This is a genomic window from Microbacterium sp. NPDC019599, from assembly GCF_040632175.1.
Classification (GTDB): Bacteria; Actinomycetota; Actinomycetes; order Actinomycetales; family Microbacteriaceae; genus Microbacterium.
This window is the reverse complement of sequence record NZ_JBEYBL010000004.1, coordinates 218834-236557: the sequence shown is the minus strand read 5'-3', so window position 1 is coordinate 236557 and position 17724 is coordinate 218834. Positions and strand designations below refer to the sequence as shown.

Genomic DNA, 17724 nt, shown 5'->3' with positions numbered 1-17724 from the left:
CAAGAGGACCTCGCATGCACGCCACAATCAGCGACCGCCTGGGCGTCTCCGCCCGCCGCATCGTCGCCTCGCTCACGGCTGCGGTGGTGACCATCGCCACCCTCGCCCTCGTCGTCGTCCCGTCCGCGCCCGCGGCAGCGGCCGACCCGCCGCCCCTGCCCGACACCGTGACCGCCGACGTGCTGCCCACGTGGCAGATCAACGGCGTCGTATGGAGCCAGGCGGTCGTCGGGAACAACGTCTACGTCACCGGCAGCTTCACCAAAGCCCGTCCCCCCGGGGTGGCTGCCGGTGGCGCCGGCGAGATCGATGCGCTGAACATCTTCGCGTTCGATATCAGGACGGGCAATCCGATCCCCAACTTCTCGCACTCGCTCGACGCGCAGGGGCTCATCGTCCGTGCCGCACCGGACGGCAAGACGGTCTACTTCGGCGGGGACTTCACGACAGCGGACGGCCAGGCGCGCTCGCACGTGGCTGCGTTCGACGTCGCGACGGGCGCGCTGCTCTCGTGGGCGCCCCGCACGGACGGCCAGGTCCGCGGGTTCGCCTTCGCGGGCGACACGGTCTACGTCGGCGGCAACTTCCGCTCGAGCGGAGGTCAGCCCCGGACCCAGCTCGCCGCGTGGAACGTGACCACGGGCACGCTCACGGGGTGGGCGCCGACGGCGACCGGCGACGGCTTCGTCTGGGACATGGTGACGAGCCCCGACCGATCGCGCGTCATCGTCGCCGGATCTTTCACGATGCTCAACGACCAGTCGGCGTACGGCATGGGGTCCCTGGACGCGACGAGCGGCGGCAACCTGCCCTGGGCCGCGGTCGAGCGGATCCGCACTGCGGGACTCAACGGCGCCATCTCGAGCCTCAGCACCGACGGCACGCAGGTATACGGGACCGGCTATGCCTTCGGCGCTGGCGCAACCTTCGAAGGCACCTTTGCGGCCGATCCGTACACCGGGCAGATCAACTGGGTCAACGACTGCCTGGGTGACACGTATTCGAGCTTCCCGCAGGGCCAGGTGCTGTACTCGGTCGGACACCGCCACGACTGCACCGTCGTCGGCGGCTTCCCCGACACGAGCCCGCGCTCGCGCTGGATGAAGGCGACAGCCGAGCCGACCTTCCCGACTGGCATGACCACGAGGAAGGACGCGTACGGCTGGGACTACACCGGACTCCCCTACGCCGGACTGCTGCACTGGTACCCCGACCTCGAGTTCGGCACGTACACGAGTGACCGGCAGGCGGCCTGGTCTGTGACCGGCAACGACACCTACATCGTGCTGGGAGGGGAGTTCCCGAAGGTCAACAACACGTCGCAGCAGGGACTCGTGAGGTTCGCAAATCGGGCCACAGCTCCGCACGTCGTGGGACCCATCAACAACACCGCGTTCACGCCTGCCCCGTACTCGAACGAGGCCGGAGTGGTCCGGGTTCCCTTCGGCAGCGTGTGGGACCGTGACAATGCGTCCATCACCTACGACGTCTTCCGCAGCCCCGCGACCAAGATCGCGACCTTCACACGGACCGACAGCGAGTTCTGGAAGCTCCCGAGCCTGAGCATCACCGACACGGGACAGACGCCGGGAGCGCAGGTGCGCTATCAGGTCCGCGCCAAGGACGCCGACGGCAACATCCAGTGGAGCGCGTGGTCCCCGTACATCACGGTCTCGGGCGCCGCGACATCCGCCTACCGGTCCGCGATCCGCGCGAGCGGCGCGACGCACTACTGGCGCCTCGACGAGACGGCCGGGACGAAGCTCTGGGACGACATCGGCGATGCGCCCGGCACGCTCCTGAGCCTGACGCTCGGCGCCGGCGGCGCGCTGCTCAACGACAGCGACGCCGCAGTGACGTCGGCCGGCGGGAGCAACCCGAGGATGACGACCTCGGACATCGCTCCGGCAGGGACCGCGGCATCCGTCGAAGCATGGGTCAAGACCACCAGCACGCGCGGCGGCCGCATCGTGGGCTACGGCAACTCGGCGACGGGCACCTCGACCTCGGGCCAGACCGACCGGGTGCTCTACCTCGACGCGTCCGGACGTGTCAACTGGGCGATCAACAACGGGTCGTACCGCACGGTCTACAGCCGTTCGAGCATCAACGACGGTCAGTGGCACCACATCGTCGGGACCGTCGGCAGCGCCGGCATGGAGCTCTACGTCGACGGGACCCGTGTCGGCCGCGACCAGGCCCACACAACGCCTCTCGCGATCGACGGGTACTGGCGCATCGGAGCGGACCAGACGAGCGGCTTCACCAACCGGCCGAACGACGCCGGGCTCGCCGGCACGATCGACGACGTCGCGGTCTACGCCAAGGCGCTGACCAAGGGCGACATCCAGTCGCACTACATCACGAGCGGCCGCGTGTCGCCGTGGACCCTGGCGCCGACGGATGCCTACGGGGTCGACGTCTCCGCCGACCAGCCCGACCTGTACTGGCGCCTGAACGAGACGGCATCCGGCACGATCCGCGACTACTCCGTCGGCGGCTCGACGGGCAACCAGACCGGGACCGTGACGCGCAACCAGGCGGGTGCGGTTCCGGGTGACACAGCGACGAGCTTCAACGGCTCGTCCGGCCTCGTCGTCGCGCAGGAGGCGACGAATGCGCCGGCGGCCTTCACCGCGGAGCTGTGGTTCAAGACGACCAGCACAAGCGGTGGCAAGCTCATCGGCTTCGGCAACGCCACGAGCGGGCTGAGCACGAGCTATGACCGCCACATCGTGATGCAGAGCAACGGCAGGCTCAGCTTCGGCGTCAACAGCGGGGGCCAGGTGAGCCTCGTGAGTCCCACGTCGTACAACGACGGCCAATGGCATTACGCCGTCGCGACCCAAGGACTGACCGGCATGAAGCTGTGGGTCGACACGAAGCTCGTGGCGAGCAACGCGGTCACAGGCGGGCAGAACTACCGCGGCTATTGGCGCATCGGCGGTGACAGGACGTTCGGCAGCACGTCGAGCAACTACATCAACGGCACGATCGACGAGGTCGCGGTGTATCCCGTCGCGCTGAGCGAGGAGCGCATGCGCTCGCACTACGCCGCGAGCGGTCGCACTCCGACCGAGCGCGCACCGGAAGCGTCCTTCACCGTCACGAAGAACCACCTCGCGGTGTCCGTGGACGGGACGGCGTCCACGGACGCCGACGGCAATCTGACCACGTACGAGTGGACGTTCGGCGACGGCTCGACCGCCACCGGGGCGACCGCCTCGCACACCTACGCGCAGGCCGGGACCTACACGATCACGCTGAAGGTCACCGATGCCACGTCGCTCACCCACACGACGACCAAGTCGGTGACCGTGGCGCCCAACCAGGCGCCGACCGCGGCCTTCACGAGCACAGCGACGCATCTCGCCGTGGGCTTCGACGCGGCGGGGTCCTCCGACTCGGACGGCAGCATCGTGAGCTACGCGTGGGCCTTCGGGGACGGCGAGACGGGCACGGGTTCGACCGCTTCGCACACCTACGCGGCGGCGGGCACCTACTCCGTGGTTCTGACCGTGACGGACAACGACGGCGTGGTCGGCACGTCGACCAAGAGCCTGACCGTGTCGGAGGCGCCGAACGTGCTGCCTGTCGCGGCGTTCACGGCCTCGACGGATCTGCTGGTCACGTCGGTCGACGGCTCGGGCTCGACGGATTCCGACGGTACGATCACCGACTTCGCGTGGAACTTCGGCGACGGTTCGACGGGCAGCGGCCCGACGGCTCAGCACACCTACGCCGCGGCGGGCACGTACACCGTGACGCTCACCGTCACCGACAACCGGGGCGGGACCGCGACCGCCACGCGCGATGTGATCGCGGTCGTCAACCAGACGCCGACGGCGGCGTTCACGGCGACGGCCACCGATCAGACGGTGGCGCTCGACGGCTCGGGATCCACGGACGGGGACGGCACGCTCACGTCGTACGCGTGGGACTTCGGCGACGGCTCCGGCGGCTCCGGCGCGACGACGTCGCACGCGTACGCGAACCCCGGCACCTACACTGTGACGCTCACCGTCACCGACAACCGCGGGGCCACGAACTCCACGACGAAGCAGGTGACGGCGACGGCGCCGCTGGTGTGGGCGAAGGACGGCTTCGAGCGCACGGCGACCAACGGCTGGGGCACCTCCGAGGTCGGCGGCGCATGGGTGATGAACCCGGGAACGGCGACGGCGCTGAGCAAGTTCTCGGTGGCGAGCGGAGTCGGGAAGGTCACGCTGTCGGCCGGCAACAGCTACACGGCGTCGCTTCCCGGAGCCACGCTCTCGACGAACACCGAGGAGCGCTTCACTGTGGCGGTGAACCAGGTCTCGACCGGCGGCGGCTACTACTTCTCGGCGATCGGTAGGCAGATCGACAACCTCAACGACTACCGCGCGAAGTTCCGCGTCGCGTCGACAGGGGCGGTCGCGCTGTGGCTGACGAGGACCGTCGGCGGAGTCGAGACGGTGCTCACGAGCCTCACGATCCCGGGACTGTCGGTCACGACGCCGGACAGCCTGAACGTCCGGATGCAGGTCACGGGCGTCAACGCGACGACCCTCAAGGCCAAGATCTGGCGGACTGGGACAGCCGAGCCGGCAGCCTGGACGCTGACGGCGACGGACAGCACGGCCGTCCTGCAGGCGCCTGGCTACGTCGGGATCAACAGCTACCTGTCATCCAGCGCGACCACGGTCCCCGTGGTCTACAGCTACGACGGATTCTTCGCAGGACCCGCCCAGTAGACGGGCGTACCCGGGGTGGGCTGATCTCTCAGTCCACCCCGGGTGCGTTTTGTGCTCGGAGGCGTCAGCGTCGGGTCACGGGATGCGTGCGCCGATCGTCGCCGTGCTGCTCCCGAGGAGACCCACAAGAGCCGTCGGCGGAGCGAGCGCAACGTTGGCGGCCTGCGTCGCGACGTCCGAGAGGATCTTGCCCTTGGCGTCCGTCACGGCTCGTCCCTCGACCACCAGCGAGCGGGCATCCTGACCGGTCGTGAACCGGTAGTCGGCGAACGCGGAGAACACGTACGGGTTGACGTTCGCCGCGCCGCGCGACCAGACCACGAACCACGTGGGCTTGTTGACAGCATCCCGCTGGACGATGTTGCCGTTCGACTTGATGTTCAGGTCGCTCGCGGCGTACTTGTGCGAGTAGTCCTCGACGCAGATCGTGCAGTTTCCGGTGCTCCCGGCGATGACGTTGTTGCCGATCGAGACGTTGCGGATGACCCAGGGCATCGTCGGGTCCGGGAACGGGTAGCGCGGGTCGTGACCCGGCACCGACGCGTCGGTCGCGCTGCGCTCGTCCTGAACGATGTTGAGGACGCGATCACCGCCGACGATCGTGTTGTTCCAGATGTTGACATCGCCGGTGTTGTTGATCTTCATCGCGTTGCCCACGTTGCGGAGCACCAGGTTGTTGACGAAGTCGACCTTCTGCGAGATCTCGAGGAAGACTCCCGTGCCCTTGTTCTCGACGAAGTCGGAGCCGGAGATGTCCATGTCGTACACCGACTGGTCGGTCCACAGACCCGGTCCGTCGTTGCGCAGGAACGCGGACGACTTCACGATGAAGCCGCGGGACTTCGCGATCTTGAGCCCGCCCGAGACGGGCGCCTGGTTGAAGTGCTCGCTGTTGTTCTCGACGGCGAGGAGACCCTCGACGGACAGACGGTCGGCGTAGTTGGCGCCGAGGCCCATCAGGCCGTTGCGAGCGAGCGTGACGTTCTTCACGACGGCGTCGGCGGCACCGACGAACAGGCCCGTGCTCGCACTGTCGTAGACCTCGACGTTCTCGACCCGGGTCTTCGGGGCCTCGACCGTGATCGTGCCCATCATCCAGATCGACGTCGCGTAGCCGCGAACCCCGATGCCCCGGACGACGGTGCCCTCGCCGCGGAGCGACAGCGCCTTGGTGAGAGTGCTCGCACGGACCTCGTGACCCGAAGGGTTGGTGCCGAGGTAGAGGCGGTCGCCGGCCGTGTCGGTGAAGAACGTCCCGGCCGTCAGCTGCGCGAGCGAGCCGACCTCACGCTGAGGGACGCCGTCGATCCAGACCTGCTCGGGGTGGGCCGCCATGGGGTAGGCCGGGTTCACCCACTGCCAGCCGGGCGAGGTGCCGTCCGCCTGACCCTTCGTGAACGAGGGCGTCGAGTCGAAGTCGTACGTCCAGCCGGGGCTGTAATACGAGGAGCCGGATGCTGTCCAGCCGGAGATCTTCTCCGAGCCGTCCATCCACACCCGCTCACCGGGATACGGCTGGATCGTGACGGCCTTGCCGGCGGGGACGGTGGCCGTCTGGTGGTAGGTGCCGGCACGGAGGACGAGGACCGAGCCGGTCGCCGACCGATCGATCGCGGTCTGGATCGAGTTGTACGGCGCGGTCACGCTGCCGTTGCCGCCGGCCGCCGCGTCGGCGTCGACGTAGACGGCGCCGGACGGCACCGCGTAGTTCGTCGATCCGACGGTCGCCGATCCGGCGTTGGTGCGCGCACCGGCCTCACTCCACACCGGAGCCGCGCCGATCCCCGTGGAGGTGTCGGGCTGCGGCGGGACGGGGGTCGTCGGCGTCGGGGTCGGGGTCGGCGTGGGGGTGGGCGCGGGCTCGGTGGTGGCGGCGGACGTCAGCTTCGCGAGCGTCAGGTCGTCGAATCGAGCCGGCTGAGCCGGCGAGCTCGCCGAGACGTACGAGCCCAGGCCGAGGGTTCCCGCAGCGATGACTCGAGACGAGCTGGAGTCCTGCACCGAGAGGTCCCAGGTCGAGCGGACGGAGCCGACGGCGGAGACCCGCGCGTCGATCGCGACCGGCGAGCTGCCCGTGATCTGCGTGTCGAGTCGGAAGGCGACGCCTGGCACGGCGGTGAAGTTCGGGACGTACAGGCGTCCGAGCGACGTCTGCTGGGCGCCGTTGATCCGCAGCGTCTCGAGGAGCACGCGCCCCTGCGGGTCGACGCGGACCTGGACGTGGTAGTAGCCGGCGCTGGTCTGGCGGGCCTGGAGGCTCAGGTAGATGCCACCGCCCGACTTCGGGAGCGCGTCGAGCGTGAACTCGGCCGAGGCCGAGGCGTCGGCGAGCGAGATGCCCGCGACGTCAAGCGAGGCAGAGGTGCCGGGCGTCGCGACGTTCGCGCGAGCGGCACCGTTGGCCACGGAGAAGGAGGAAGGGTCGGACAGGACGTAGGCGGCCTCGCTCGGGGTTCCGAGACCGACCGATACGGTCCGGCTCATGTCGTCGGAGAAGACCTCCGTCGAAGTGAACGCCGAGCTGGCGACCGCAGACGCCGACTCGGACGAGAGGACGGCGGCGGTGGGCAGCGCGAGGGCGACGGTGAGGGCAGCGGCGATTGTGGGCAGGGTGAAACGCAACAGATTGAACTCCGGGATCGGGCATCCCGTATGCAGCATCGGCAGGGCGCGCCAGAGGCGAGGCATACTCGGGAAGTAATGTTGCAAAACGATAACAGCCGGCGAGTCATAGCCTGGCGAGAATGAGAAGGTTCTCACGGCCGACGCCTGTTACCTGCTAAGGGATGGGCACAGAAACCGTGCTACCCGAGTGCCTTCATCTTCCGGAACCACACCGCTACAGCAGCGCAGAGATGTACCAGCGCGACGATCGCCAGAAGCGTGTACACGACCATGAACCAGGCGTGCATTCCCCAGAGGACGAACGACATGCACCAGACGCCGTAGTCCATGGGCAGACCGAGCAGGGACCGCAGCGGGGATGACCCACCGGTCTCGGCCGCCTGGGGAATCCCGCGCTTTCCGCGGAGCAGGTCGTTGAGGATCATGCCGAAGAACGTCACGGTCGAGACGATGGCGAATCCGAGCGGAACGAGCACCCACATCGGATCGGGCAGATCGAAGAATCGGTACCACCCGATCGCGACCGCGATGTGCAGCGAGACGAGCTTCCCCGAGTCGAGGATGTGATCGAGCCACTCGCCGGCGAGTGAGCCTCCGCCGCGCAGTCGCGCGACCTGGCCGTCGGCGCTGTCCCACGCGTAGCCCACCGCCAGCAGGAGCCATACGAGGACGCCGAGACCTACGGACGCCGGCGCGAGCGCCAGAAGCGCGATCCCCGTGAACGTGAATCCTGCGCTGATGAGCGAGACCTGATTGGGCGTGAGCCCGACCGAGTGGGACGCCGCGGCGAAGATGCGCCCCACCGGCCGATTGACGTAGACGGAGTACGCGGGCGCGCCCCGCGCGCGGCCCTTCTGGGCCGCGGCGAGGCGCTGGTACGAGTCCGTGAAAGTCAGGGCGTCACTCCTGCCGCGCGATAGTCGTCGAAGTACACGTTGTACGGAAGGCTCGAGAAGCCGCCGCCCGCGTACGTCGTGATCCCGGTGTAGCCGGCGACCTGCAGGGCCGCCGTCGTGTCGGTCGTCGTGAGCTGCCACGCCGCCGGCTCAGTGGTGCCGTTCGCCCAGATCTTGCTCCGGATCGTCGTGGTACCGGTGCCGAACACCTGCAGGCGGACGTTGTACTTCGTGTTCGCCGTGACGTTGTTCGCGGCCGGCAGGTCCTGCCACACCATGACGGTGCCGCCGCGCGACAGCTGTGCCTGGACGGCGCCGTTGGCTGCGATGAGCCACCGAGCCCGGTAATCGTTCGCGCCGACCACACGCCCGAGGGCGGAGATGTACATCCGGGCCCCCGTGGGCAGAGCCTGAACGGTGAACGAGAAGGTCAGGTCGGTGCTCGTCGCCGTCGCGGTGTTGAGCGTCGCGCTGCGCGTCTGGCCTGCGGCGGTCGTCGTGAACCGCGCCCTGTTGGCGTCGATCCCGACGTTGGCCGCGCCGGCCGTCTGCGTCCAGTTGCCGCCGGTCTGCGCGGCACCCAGCGTGCCGTTCGCGCGCCCGAAGTCATCGAGTGCGAACGGAGTGCCGACCGGCGGAGCCGTGACCATGACCGACTGGGACGTGGTGTTCGTCGCGCCCTCGTTGTCCGTCACCGTCAGCCCGACCGTGTACGTACCGCCAGCGGCATACGTCTTGGACGTGGTCGCACCGGTGCCTGTCGTGCCATCGCCGAACGTCCACGCGTACGACGCGATGCTGCCATCCGGGTCGCTGGATCCGCCCGCGTTCAGCGCAACCGTGAGGTTCGTCGGCGTGGCCGTGAACGACGCGGTCGGAGGCTTGTTGGCGGCGGCCGTGACGAGCACGCTGTTCGTCCCCGTCAGACCCTCGTCGTCGGTGACGGTGAGGGACACGGTGTAGTCGCCCGGGGTGGCGTACGTGTGGCTCGCGGTGACACCGGTGCCGTTCGGCGTGCCGTCACCCCAGTTCCAGCTGTAGCCCGCGATCGTTCCGTCCGGGTCGCTCGAGCCGGAGGCGTTGACATTGACGGTCCGGACCGTGACCGGCGCGGTGAAGGACGCGATCGGAGCCTTGTTGGCCACCGGGCTGACAGTGGCACTCTTCGCATCCGTCGCCCCGTCGTCGTCGGTGACCGTCAGCGTCACCGTGTAATCGCCTTCCGCCGCGTAGGTGTGGCTGGCCGTCTTGCCCGTGCCGTTCGCTGTGCCGTCACCCCAGTTCCAGGTGTAGCCCGCGATCGTGCCGTCGGTGTCGGCCGACGCCGACGCGTCCACACTCACCTTCATCTTCGCCGTCGAGGACGTGAAGTCCGCCGTCGGGTCCGCGTTCGCCGGCGGGGCGTTGGTGCCCAGCGTGTAGTGCGATGCGACGTCCGACGCCGAGATCGGGTTCATGTAGACCGCGACCTCGTCGATCGTGCCGTCGAACTCCCAGTCGCCCGGTCCCCACGTGATGTCGCCGCCCACGTGCCAGTAGCCCGTGTAGTCCTGGGCGTCCGTGTGGTCGTTCGAGCCGCGCAGCACGCCGTCGACGTAGAGGCGCATGCCCTGCGCTCCCTGGGTCGCCACGACGTGGTGCCACTGACCGTCGTTGTACGAGCCCGGGGTCTGCAGCGTGTCGGTGAATCCGACCCACACGCCGTAGATCAGCTGGCCGTCCGGCGTCATGTAGATGTGCCGGTCGTAGCCGGAGGAGTTGCCGTCCGGGCTGTTGCCGAAGCCGATGATCTTGCCGCCGGTCGTGGTGCTCGTCTTGAACCACGCCTCGAGCGAGTACGAGCGCGGGTTCGTGAACGAGCCCTGGCTGATCACCTGACCGTTGGTGAACGTCGCTGCCGTGTCGGCGACACCGGCCAGCGCACCGTTCGCGCCCTGGCTGATCGACCCGAAGTACGTGCCCTTCTGGTTCGATCCCGAGGCATCCGCCGCGATCGTCCCCGTCGTCTCGTTGAGGCGCCAGTACAGCGCCGGCTCGAGGGCGTAGACGGCCTGGCCGTAGGCGTCGGCCGGAGGCGTGGAGCCGGCGATCGTGCGGCCCGAGGCGATGTAGTGTGCCTGGGTCTGCTGCTTCGTCAGCGGTGCGGCGTAGATGGCCACGTCGTCGATGTCGCCTGCGAAGAACGCGTTGCCCGACCACGGGCTGTCGCCGCCCACTCGCCAGTACCCGTTGTAAGGCTGCGCCGTGGTCACATCGGTGCGCTGACCGACGCGCACGCCGTCCACGTAGAGGATGAGCCCGTCCTCGCTCTCACCCGCCGTGACGTGGTGCCACTGGCCGTCGTTGTACGCGCTCGGCGAGGTGACGGTCGCCGAGGACCCGATCCACACGCCGAACGTGATCCGCCCGTCAGGCTCCATGTAGACGTGGCGGTCGTAGTTCGACGAGGTGCCTGTCGAGCTGTTGCCGAAGCCGAGGATCTTGCCACCGGAGGTCGTGGTCGTCTTGAACCAGGCCTCGAGACCGAAGGTGTCCGGTCCCGCGATCGCGTTCGTCGTCGAGGCGAAGCCGTCGCCGTTGCCATTGAAGCCGGAGGCGGACCGTACGTCGTTGAGCATGGCACCCGTCGTGCCGCGCGTCACTCCCGGGTTGACGGTGAGGTCGGACGCCCCTGCCCAGTCGTACGAGACCGTCGACGAAGAGTCGTCAAGGGGCCAGTAGTTGAGCGGAGTGTCGGCGAGAACCGAGTCCCGGTAGGCGCTGGCCGAAGCCGTGCCCGACGCCGTCACGGTCGCGGTTCCACTGACGATCGAGTGGTTCTGCGCGTCCGTCGCGCGGATGCGGTATGTGTACGACGTGCCGTTCGTCACGGTGGTGTCCACGTACGCCATGGGCGGAAGACCCCAGTCGGCCGACTTCGACCGCACGTTCTCGAAGGTCTTGATCACGACGTTGTCGCGCAGCACCTCGTACTTGAGGAACTCGCTGTCTCGATCCCAGTTGAGAGGCCAGCTGACACGGACGGACCCGCCGCTCAGTGCCAGCGCCGTCGCGGGCCATGCGGTGTTCCACAGGATGGGACCCTGCGCGTTGGTGGACTTCGACGGGATCGCGAAGCGCACCAGGCCCTGCTGGCCGGTGTTGTTGACGCGAGTGAACTCACCGCCGAAGACGACGTAGTCACCGCTGGCCGAAACGGTCCACGGCCCCTGCCATGCTCCGCTCACGTTGGCCGCGTTGAACGTCGGGAGCCAGTGGAGGAGCTTCGGAGCAGGGTTGCCGCCGAAGTCGTGGTAGCCGAGGTTGAGGCCGAAGGGCGTGATCCGCTCGACCTCCTTCGACACCGCGGTGCCGCGGTAGAACGTCCACGGGTCGCTCTGCGGGAAGCCTCCGACGAGGCTGCCGCAGTAGTGCGGGTGACCGGCCTGATAGACGGCATCGCCGAACGGCTGGACGTCGTAGAGATCGCCGTGGCAGTCGTTGACCCAGATGAGCTCCCCGGTGCTCCACGACGCGCGGAAGCTGCCCTCGAGGTTGCCGCCCGTGCCGAAGACGTAGCCCGTGCCGTAGATGTCATCGCCGTCGGACTTGAGTGAGAGGATCGCGGCGTCGTTGCCGGCGTTGCGGATGACGTTGTTGGCCGAGAACGGCAGCAGCGCGGCGCTCGTCGCGTCGACCATCGCCAAGCCGTAGCCGGGGTTGCTGCTGTTGTTGAGCGTCTGGAAGTTGCCGCCCAGGACCACCTTGGTGCCGTCGGGCGAGACCACGACGACGCGTCCCTGCCGTCCCTCGAGCACGGGCGCCCAGGAGAGCAGCGCGCCGGCACGGGTGACGGCGGCCGCGCCGAAGCGGTCCTGGTTGCTCATCCGGCCGAACGTGCCCGTGATGTAGACGGTGCTGTCCGTGGCGTCGATGCCCAGGGTCGCGCCGTTGGAGTTGGGGTTGAAGGTGGTCGAGAACGTCGCGGTCGCCCCGCCGTTCGTGAGGTCGAACGCGGCGACGCGGTTGCGCGTGGCGGTGTTGACGACCGTGAAGTCGCCGACGATGTAGAGCCGCGTGCCGTCGGGGGACGCCTCGACCTGGCGCACCTGGCCGTTGATCGTCGGTGCGAACGTCGTGATCAGAGCGCCCGTCGTGAGGTTGTACGCGAGGAGGTTCTGCCGCGGTGTCTCGTTCGTCCCGGCCGCTGAGCCCGCAGGACGCGCACTCGAGAAGGATCCGGCGGCGTAGACGGTGTTGCCCACGATCGCCTGGTCCCACACGATGCCGTTGATCTGCACTGTTGGCAGCGCATCGGCTGTCACGGTCGCCGGATCACCCTCCGGCGGGCTGACATCGGCGTGCGCCGGAGCCAGGCTTACGAAAGAACCGATGATGACTGCCAAGGTCGTGGCAACGGCGGTGATCGCCGAGCGGGTACGGCCGAAGCGCGTCGTGGTCAAAGCGCCCACGCTACATCTCCCCAAGATGCGGTGTCGCTGGACCACGTCCGTGTAGCCCCGCGACTACTTTCCCCAAATTTCGCCGGATCCTCAGGGTTCGGGCCCTATGAAAACGACGTCTGGCTCCGTGGCCAGCAGGTCGACGATAACACGGATGTCCCCAGATGGAACCCCGATTTTCGAGAACACGAAAACGGCCGTCGCGCTGTCGCCGGGAGGTACGGAGCCCGGCCACACCGTGGCATCCTCGCTCGTCACGGTGACGCCCGGGACCCGCTCGTCTCCACCGAACGTGAGGTTCACATTGGCCCCCGAAGTGTCGACGGGCTCGTCGCTGTTGTTGGTGATGCGCACCGAGACGGCGAGCGCCGGACCGCTCTGCTCGCCCGGCACCTCGCGCCCCGCTGTGACGGCCTTGATCGAGGTGACCTCCACGACGATGTCGTCCGCAGCCGTGGCGGGCTCGTCCAGCGGCACCTCGTCAGCCTCCTCGGGCTTCGCCACCTCGTCCGTGGCCCCCGGCTCAGGCGTCTCGAACTCGGTCGGCTGCGGTGACGGACTTGCCGTAGGCGTGGACGCAGATGTGGAGGCGGATGCGGCAGGTGCGCTCGCCGAAGGATCCAGTGCCCCCGATCCTGATCCTGCCGCGGGACGGAAGCTCATCACGGCCCACGAGACGACGACGGCGGCCAGAGCCACCGCGATCCCGAGGCTGAGCCACCTCATCCAGCTGTTGCGTCGAGTTGGCGAATCGCCTGTGTCAGACATTTGTGCATCCTCGCACCGAGTCGTCGCGCCTCCCCAAGCGGCGCGATCACGGTCATCCTAAAACATGCACGGGCGCCGGTCGCTGAGAGTCCACCGGCAGGTCGATCGGCGGCGAGAACTCCTCGGGATGCCGGGACCTGCGGGTGAGGAGCGTGGCGATCACGACGAGCAGGATGAAGGGAACGGCGCTGTCGACCAGTCCGCTCTCGGTCGTCGAGCGCAGCACGAGGAGGACAAGGAGCGGAAGGAGGGCGCCGCGGCGCGACGATGACGTGAGCGCCGAGACGAGGCACCAGACCAGGAGGCCCGCGACGAGGGCAGTCCCCAGGATGCCCGCTTGAGCGAGCAGCGATGCCCAACTGCTGTCGAGCACCTGTTCGTCGCGCCAGCGGATGTCGACCGCGACCTTCTTGACGGACAGGCCGAGTCCGATCCACTTCTGCCAGGACTGCCAGTCCCACGCCAGGACGACGCGCCAGGCATCGAATCGGGCGTCGATCGCAGAGGTGGCGTCCGTCGAGCCGCCGCGGGTCACGAGGCCGTCGATGATCCCTGTGAAGAAGGCGATGCTGTATATGACCGGCAGGCTCACCAGGAGGAGATAGACGACTCCTCGACTGTGGATGCCGTTCGCCGCGAGGGCGACGAGGATCGCGATGATGACGCCGAGCAGCGCGGTCCGCGAGCCGCTCGCGATCACGATGGCCAGAAGCACCACCGCGAGCAGGACACGCCACGGGCGCGCTCGCGTGCGCAGCATCCAGACCACGAGGGCGACCAGCGGGGCTCCGGCCAGGCCCGCGACCTCGTTCGGGTGGATCTCCGGCACGTTGCCTCCCAGGCGCCCCTTCTCGGTGAAGGAGGGGACGCCGGTCGCCGCGGCGATGATCGCCCAGGTCGCCATCGCGCCCATGAGCCCGCCGAGGGCGAACTCCCACCGGATCGACGTCAGCACGAGCAGGACCGTCGCCATCGCGATGTAGAGGCGCACCACGAGGACCACGGTGGAAAGACCGTTGCCGGCGACCACCGCGCCCAGGAGCGAGAGGAACACGACCGCGCTGAGGACTCCCGCGGGCCCGAGCCCGATCGGGATCCTGACCTTCGTGTTGACGGCGAGGGTCAGGGCGCCGGCGAGGGTGATCAAGGCGACGACGGCTTTGGCGATGACGACGGCGTCGACCCCACCCTGGTAGATCGTGTCACTTCGCCAGGGGATGACGCTCAGGATGACGAGCAGGAACAGCAGCCCGACGATGACGACACGGTGCCGCGTCGGGTGACGTGCGTCACCGTGGTCGGCGGGGGCGCGGTCAGTCCGAGCCACGGCTTTCGCGTCCTCCGGGATACGGCGCGTCGGGTGTGTGCACCGCGTCCGCGTCGACGACGGTGGACTCGTCATCCGCCTCGTACTCGCCGACCGGCGCATCGTCATCGTCCTGCGCGGCTGGGGCGTCCTCGACGTGCTGCGTCTCCGGCACGTCGTCGGAGGTCTCCGCCGAGGCCGGGATGTCGTCCGCCGTCGCTGTCGCCGCCGGGACGTCCTCGACGGCCTCCGCCGTCGCGTCGGCGACCGGTGCCTCACCCGAGACGATCTCGTTCCGGTCCGACTCCCGCCAGCTCTCGGCTGCCACGCCCACGGCGCGCGGGCCCGCGTGGGTCATGAGCACGCCGAGCGGCCGGACGTTCATCACGCGCAGCCGCGTCGCGATCGCGACGAGGTCGGTGGCGGACGTGGAGTTGTGGCGGACGGCGAGGACGACGCCCGCGCCCGTCTCCACCGTCGACTCGATGAGCGCCGAGGCCGTGGCGGGCATCACGACCATGACGATGTCGAAGTCCAGCCCGAGACGGACGACGGCGGCGGGGATCTCGCTCTCCAGCGTCGACATCGGGATGCGCGTCGTCATGGCGTAGATCGACACCGCCGGCGGGCGGCGCGATGACACCGGGTGGTCCTCCGGCGAGACGTGGCCGAGCACGTCCGAGAGCGAGCGCACGTCGGCGGCGTGCTTGGCGTCGGGGCGCAGATCGAGGACGCAGGCGCGCCGGCCGGAGGCCGCGAAGGCGCTCAGGAACCCCTGCAGCACCGTCTCGTCGACGCTCGGGCCCGTCACCGGGATCAGGACGAAGCGCGAGACCTCCGGCCCGCCGAGCGCGAACAGGCTGTTGATCGCATCCTCGTAGGCGGCCTCCTCCGCGACATCCGGCTGATTGTGCGGTCGCGACTGCGAGAGCCGCGCTCGACGCGGGATGCGCCCGACGACCGGCAGGCCCGCCGCGCGGCGGACGTCCGAGATGGTCCGCAGCCGCCGGTTCGTCGTGGTGCGGTACACCGCGACGATGGCCCCCAGCGCGAAGCCCGCGATCAGCCCGAGGCCCGTGATGGCCAGAACCTGCGGCGAGGACGGCGAGACGGGTTCGACGGCAGGGATGACCTGGTCGAGGGTCACGTCGTACCGGTCGTCGTTGGCTGCGTTCTCGGTGTCTTCGATCAGCTCCGAGAGGTTGCGCGCCGCAGAGTTGGCCATGCCCGCCGCGAGGAACGCGGTCGGCGCATCCGCGCGGACGGTCAGCAGCACGGTGTCCGTCGTGTTCTCGCCCGACAGCATCCGTCTGATGTCGCGGTCGCTGTACTCCTCGACGCTCAGGTCGAGATCCGCGCGCACGCCGTCGATGACGTCCGGGCTGTCGACCAGCGCGGGGTACGTCTTGATGCGCGCGAGGCTGAACTGACTTCGCTCGAACAGCGACGCCTCTTTCGACTCGACCTGCAGCAGCAGCGTCGAGGTCGCGGTATAGGTCTCGGGCAGCAGCTTCGCCACCCCATAGGCGGCGGCGCCGCCGAGGAGGGCGGCGATCAGGATGATCAGCCAGCCCTCGCGCAGAATGCGTCCGTAAGGAACGTCCTCCACCGTCTATCCCCTATCTCGACAGCCGAGGTGAATCCGAATGGTATCACCCGGAGGATGGAGCGCTTTCAGCCTGTGGGGAAGGCGGCTCCCCCCGCGCGGTCGCGAGCCACCGCAGACCGATGCCGCCGAGAAGCGAGGCGACCGCGAGGGCGAACGGAACAGTCGAAGCGGACAGCCCCGACGAGAGCATGACGGTCGCAGCGAGCAGGCCCAGGATCGTGTCGCCGAGCCGGATCAGGAAGACCGCCGTCTGCTTGCCCGACACGGCGCTCAGCGCGCCGTAGGGCGTGACCATCGCGACGGACGTGCCGTACGCGATCCAGCCGATGACGGCAAGGATGTCGAGCGGAACGCCGAACAGGAGCGGCCCCATCCACGGAGCCAGGGCGACCGCGATCGCGCCCATGACGACCGTGAGGCCGAGGAGCACGAAGACGACGAGATCCGCTTCGCGCAGCGACCCGCCCTCCCCCTCGCGGTGCTTCGCGGCGAAGCGCACGAAGAGGAACGACGAGAAGCCTCCGACGACCAGGATGAGGGGCGACGTGTACGTGCGCGCGGCCTCGAGCTGGCCGACGGCGGTCAGGCCCGCGAACGCGAGCACGAGGAGGCGGGTCGCCGTGAACATCGCCGGCCGCAGCGTCTGCTGCAGCCCGCGCCATGAGCCGTACTTCCACACGGCGCGGTAATCCGCACCGCGCAGCCCGACGAGGAAGCGGTCGTCCCGCGCCACGAGGAACCACCCACCGATCAGCGCCACGACCTGCCCCGCCGCGATGGCGCCGAGGAAGGCGCCGAGTGTCAGCGGCTGGACGAGCCAGACCGCTCCGAGGATGAGCAGGGCGACGACGAACCCCACGAGATCCGTCACGACGACCCGCAGGAACGACATCCCCGCCATGAGCAGGCGCCGGATGATCTCCTCGACCGCGAACGCCGCCAGCGCCGCGGCGAACAGCATCGACTCCACTCCCGACAGGAATCCCGTCGCCCACGCGATGACCCCCGCGGCGACGGCCGTCGTGAGGGTGACGGCGATGAGAGTGCCTTCGAGACCGGCACGGATGCTGCGCCCCGCCCGGTCGAGGACGATCAGGGTGTCGCCCACGAGACCGGTGATGACCGCCGTCGCGAGCACGATGACGCCGTAGAGGATGGCGAACTGGCCGAACTCCTCGATCCCGAGGATCCGCGACACCATGATCTGCAGGACGAGGCTGATCAGGGCCTGCACCGACTGCGCCGCGATGGCCCCGACGGCCTTGCTTCTCATCGTGACGCCTTCCCCGGAATCCCCGGCCCATCCTGCCAGGCGATCGAGCGCCGCCGATAAGACTCGGCC

General features: G+C 68.7%; 8 protein-coding genes. 1 reads left to right on the top strand and 7 read right to left on the bottom strand.

Features of this window, described 5'->3' with window-relative positions:
- Nucleotides 1-14: 14 nt before the first annotated feature.
- Nucleotides 15-4736, top strand: a complete 4722-nt coding sequence (locus ABZ477_RS09825; protein ID WP_360131639.1) for a PKD domain-containing protein — start codon at nt 15-17, stop codon at nt 4734-4736.
- Nucleotides 4737-4811: 75 nt separating this feature from the next.
- Here ABZ477_RS09825 and ABZ477_RS09820 read toward each other — a convergent pair whose 3' ends face one another.
- From ABZ477_RS09820 to ABZ477_RS09790, 7 genes are all read right to left on the bottom strand, one after another.
- The gene (locus tag ABZ477_RS09820; RefSeq protein WP_360131636.1) at nt 4812-7424 is read right to left on the bottom strand and encodes a right-handed parallel beta-helix repeat-containing protein; all 2613 of its coding nucleotides are present in this window, start codon (nt 7422-7424) and stop codon (nt 4812-4814) included.
- A 116-nt stretch (nt 7425-7540) separates the two neighbouring features.
- The gene (locus ABZ477_RS09815) at nt 7541-8164 is read right to left on the bottom strand and encodes a CDP-alcohol phosphatidyltransferase family protein (RefSeq protein ID WP_360131633.1); all 624 of its coding nucleotides are present in this window, start codon (nt 8162-8164) and stop codon (nt 7541-7543) included.
- 89 nt (nt 8165-8253) lie between these two features.
- A complete protein-coding gene (locus ABZ477_RS09810) occupies nt 8254-12699 on the bottom strand; it encodes a PKD domain-containing protein (protein WP_360131630.1) in 4446 nt (1481 codons plus the stop codon).
- A 90-nt stretch (nt 12700-12789) separates the two neighbouring features.
- Complete coding sequence (locus ABZ477_RS09805) at nt 12790-13203, bottom strand: hypothetical protein (RefSeq protein ID WP_360131627.1); 414 nt, start codon at nt 13201-13203, stop codon at nt 12790-12792.
- A 316-nt stretch (nt 13204-13519) separates the two neighbouring features.
- On the bottom strand, nt 13520-14794 hold the full coding sequence (locus tag ABZ477_RS09800) for an O-antigen ligase family protein (RefSeq protein WP_360131624.1): 1275 nt from the start codon (nt 14792-14794) through the stop codon (nt 13520-13522).
- Complete coding sequence (locus ABZ477_RS09795; RefSeq protein ID WP_360131621.1) at nt 14781-16382, bottom strand: Wzz/FepE/Etk N-terminal domain-containing protein; 1602 nt, start codon at nt 16380-16382, stop codon at nt 14781-14783. The genes ABZ477_RS09800 and ABZ477_RS09795 overlap by 14 nt, the downstream gene beginning before the upstream one ends.
- Nucleotides 16383-16425: 43 nt before the next feature.
- Complete coding sequence (locus tag ABZ477_RS09790) at nt 16426-17655, bottom strand: hypothetical protein (protein WP_360131618.1); 1230 nt, start codon at nt 17653-17655, stop codon at nt 16426-16428.
- Nucleotides 17656-17724: the final 69 nt, after the last annotated feature.